This is a genomic window from Flavobacterium sp. BFFFF1 (assembly GCF_002256285.1).
Taxonomy (GTDB): domain Bacteria; phylum Bacteroidota; class Bacteroidia; order Flavobacteriales; family Flavobacteriaceae; genus Flavobacterium.
In genome coordinates, this window is record NZ_NKJE01000057.1 from 1 (window position 1) to 3,773 (window position 3,773).

The 3,773-nt window shown below is 33.1% G+C and carries 6 protein-coding genes; all 6 read right to left on the reverse strand.

The genetic code is table 11. The annotated features are described in order from the left end of the window. Positions 1 to 69: 69 nt before the first annotated feature. Complete coding sequence (locus tag CFE23_RS16390; protein ID WP_291090472.1) at positions 70 to 444, reverse strand: type II toxin-antitoxin system death-on-curing family toxin; 375 nt, start codon at positions 442 to 444, stop codon at positions 70 to 72. Next, positions 441 to 629: a hypothetical protein gene (locus CFE23_RS16395; RefSeq protein ID WP_291090475.1), complete on the reverse strand. Its 189-nt coding sequence runs from the start codon at positions 627 to 629 to the stop codon at positions 441 to 443. The genes CFE23_RS16390 and CFE23_RS16395 overlap by 4 nt, the downstream gene beginning before the upstream one ends. A 194-nt stretch (positions 630 to 823) precedes the next feature. After that, entirely contained in the window at positions 824 to 1,369 is a 546-nt protein-coding gene (locus tag CFE23_RS16400; RefSeq protein ID WP_291090478.1) for a hypothetical protein, read from the reverse strand. 174 nt (positions 1,370 to 1,543) lie between these two features. Continuing rightward, positions 1,544 to 1,924: a hypothetical protein gene (locus tag CFE23_RS16405; protein WP_291090480.1), complete on the reverse strand. Its 381-nt coding sequence runs from the start codon at positions 1,922 to 1,924 to the stop codon at positions 1,544 to 1,546. A gap of 184 nt (positions 1,925 to 2,108) precedes the next feature. Further along, a complete protein-coding gene (locus CFE23_RS16410; protein ID WP_291090483.1) occupies positions 2,109 to 2,822 on the reverse strand; it encodes a hypothetical protein in 714 nt (237 codons plus the stop codon). A 154-nt stretch (positions 2,823 to 2,976) separates the two neighbouring features. Further along, positions 2,977 to 3,663 carry a hypothetical protein gene (locus tag CFE23_RS16415; protein WP_291090486.1) on the reverse strand — a complete coding sequence of 229 codons (687 nt, stop codon included), beginning with the start codon at positions 3,661 to 3,663 and terminating at the stop codon, positions 2,977 to 2,979. Positions 3,664 to 3,773: the final 110 nt, after the last annotated feature.

A 3,773-nucleotide genomic window follows, 5' to 3' on the forward strand; every position in this document is an offset into this window, starting at 1 on the left:
GTTATGGAAAAAAGAAGTTCATTTTACACGGAAAGCAGCAATTGCGTGAAACCGCTGTTATGACTCGTTTTAATTTTGAAGGTGATTTGTTATCCAGTTTCGGATCTCTTCAAAACGATACTCTCCTTTACTTGCTGAAATAACAAAGCTATACTTTTCATCTTGGGTTGCAGAAATATCCATTCCATAGTCCAAAAGAATTAATCTCATCAAGGTGTAAGCTGTGCGTTTGTTTCCGTCAACAAATGGATGATTAATTATAATACTTTCAAATATTGCGGATGCTTTGTCTACAGCATTTGTATATAAATCTTGCTGATCAAAAGTTGCAAATGGTCTTGCTAATGAAGATTGTAAAGCCCCAGAGTCACGGATTCCTTTACTTCCGCCAAATTTATCAATAAGGATATTATGTATTATTTCAACTTCTTTTTCAGAAATCATTTAGCCAGTTTTTGAAGCAATTCGCCGTCTTCAGAAAGTATCTTTTTGAAGTTTGACGTTAAAGAAGAATCAGCAGATTTATCGGATTGAACTTCTTTGATAAAATCCAAAATATCTACAAGCAGGTTTTCAGGGACCTGATCAAGAACTTTACTAATTTCTTTTTTTATCTGTACAGCTGTCATGTTTCAAAGGTAGTAAAAAAATGTTGATGTAGATCCGGCTCGCCAAAAAATGAGTCATAACGTCCGGCGGCTTCACGTCAGTTGCGGGATTTGGAACTGAGTACTCTCGGCTGGACAAAACGAAGTTATGGAAAAAAGAAGTTCATTTTACACGAAAAGCAGCAATTGCGTGAAACCGCTGTTAGCTGTGGCCATTAATAGTACCAAAATCCCAACAGTTCTGATGTCCAATTCCCATTTTCTTTTTTAAATAAAATTGTTTGTCCTGCTCCACATAGTCCTGGACAAATATTTTTAATCATCATTATGGCTTTGCTCTTATCAATTGAAAAAAGCGGCAAAGAAAATGAATATACATTTTTCTTGTTTTTTGTATTGAATCCTAAGAATGCATTGTCCAATTTGAACTTTTTAAATTTCACTTTCTGTAATAACATAGCGTCAATATCAGACTGTGTCAAATATTTAGAGATAAATGAAACATGAATTGTATCTCTAAAAATGTTTTTACCGTCATTATCATCTTTGCAATCTAGAAGCAACGATCTTAATAATGTTTCATCCGTTCCTTCAATTCCGGCATTTGCTTCTAACTCTAAATTTATACCATCATTCAAATGAAGTTTTTGTTGAATGATAACTTCGTTCAAAAAAGCATAAATATCCTTTTCTTCAATAGAATTCTGCCCATTCATATTGAAAGATAAAATCAAAAAGGAAAGAAGCAATATTCTTTTCATAACAGCTTATTTACACACAATTTTGGCACGGTCACAGCTAACGTCCGGCGGCTTCACGTCAGTTGCGGCATTTGGAACTGAGTATTCTCGGCTGGACAAGACGAAGTTATGGAAAAAAGAAGTTCATTTTACAAGAGAAGTAGTAATTGCGTGAAACCGCTGTTAACTGCAGGTTTAATTTGATTCCATAAAATCTAACAATGATTGAAATAATTCTTTAATGTCAGTGAGTGGAAAATTCTCTTCACAACTCACATAACTATCATTTTCACTACAATATAGTAGTTCAAATGTCAGATTCTCATTTATAATTCCTATCAAAACATCCCGCCCTAATTCCTTTTGCCATTCTGAATCTTCATATTTTATTAAATTATAATTATTACACAATGCTAAATTTATAGTATCGATAAACTCCACCAATTCTGGTTTATATTTAGAAAAAAGATAAAGAAAAATACCTAAGTTTAAATATGGATGAGTTGATTTTACGTCTATTCCAAACGATTCCTTTGAGAAACTAATCCCATATTTATTTAAAGCACTTTCATTCATGAAAAGAAATTTACAATTTGGGTTTTAAGGTTGATCGGACTTCGGCGCCAAACTTGCAGTTAACGTTCGGCGGCTTCACGTCAGTTGCGGCTTTTGGAACTGAGTATTCTCGGCGAGACAGAACGAAGTTATGGAAAAAAGAAGTTCATTTTACACGAAAAGCAGCAATTGCGTGAAACCGCTGTTAGACGACGTTTCTTAATACGTCATTGGTTTTATTCTTTACTACGATTAATAATTCCTTGAAAAAGGTTTGAATCAAAGTTACTAAGTTCTCGATAAAATAATTTTCAATGCTGTTTAAATAAAATGAGTTTTGAAATTTTATAAACTTTAAGCCTTTGAATCTTTTCAAAGTTTTAAATTCTTGTTGGTTTGCAACACTGTTTTGATGAATAATTATATGCCTAACTATATTTTGATGCCTTATTTGACTATAATACTTTTCAACAGAATTAATTTCTGCATCTAAAAAATTTTTGAGCATCTTCCAATAATCTGAAGCATAAGAATCTGTTTTGACATTGCATTCGAAATCAAAATCAGATTTCAATTTCTCACATATCAATCTTAATTTATTTTCAAAAATTGCAAAAGCAAATATTATAGATGATGAATTTTGTAACATGCCTAACTCTGCAGTTATCCTTTCTTCTAAGCCATATAAATGTTCTACATATTGTTCTAATCCTTGTTCGTCAAGGTTATCGCTATTTTCTAGTTTTAATTTAGCAATATTATTGTGTAAATCAGCAGTGATTTGAGCATGTGATTCCTGCTGAATTTTCACTGATTTTTTAAACGCATCTATAGAATTCTCTATTTCAAATTGTATCCAATTAAATTCTGCCCAATCGGGAAAATCTTTTGAATTGAGGTTGTATTTTTTTGCGGTCATGGTATCATGAAATGTCGTCTAACGTCCGGCGGCTTCACGTCAGTTGCGGCATTTGGAACTGAGTATTCTCGGCGTGGACAAAACGAAGTTATGGAAAAAAGAAGTTCATTTTACAAGAAAAGTAGCAATTGCGTGAAACCGCTGTTATCTGCAGTTATTTCGATTTGCGTTTTCGTTTGTTAGTTTTGCAAAAAATCATGCCTTCGTTTTTCTTTGAATAACAACCAATTTTTAGATTTTTATAAAAAGGCTTGTAGTATTCTTTAGCATTTGTAACAGCAATTAATTCGTCAAAAAAACTTACGAATGCCTTGCCTTCATGATTTGTTTGCTGCCGTGGATTTGAATAGGTTTTCTTGACATAAATTCCGTTATATTTTTGTTCAGTCTCGAAAAACTCACCATCTAAAATTGCTTTCCAATCTGCAATATCAAACTGTGTTGGCAAATTATATATTTTGTATCGTTCGATAGTTTGAAAAGCATTTTGAACTTCTAAAGGTGTCAAACTAATCTTTTGGACGTAAACTTGCAAGCTATCTTCATTGTACTCTCGGCTTTGATCAATTGTTGTAAATGGAAGTTCCGTGATAAAATTTGTAATATTGCCAACTTTTGTTGAGTCCGCTAAGATTCTAATGTCAATAGCCTGGCCAAAATTCCAAATTCGATAGCTAAATATGTCGGAAGTATTTTTTAAATCATCAAACTTTAATGAAAGCGAAGAAAATTTTTCAATTTTGGGAATTGAGTCAGCTTGTGCAAAGTTTGCGACGCAATAGAAAAACGTCAATATTACGAGGGTTTTTTCATAATTGCAGATAACGTCCGGCGGCTTCACGTCAGTTGCGGCTTTTGGAACTGAGTACTCTCGGCAGGACAGAACGAAGTTATGGAAAAAAGAAGTTCATTTTACAAGGAAATCAGCAATTGCGTGAAACCGCTGTTATA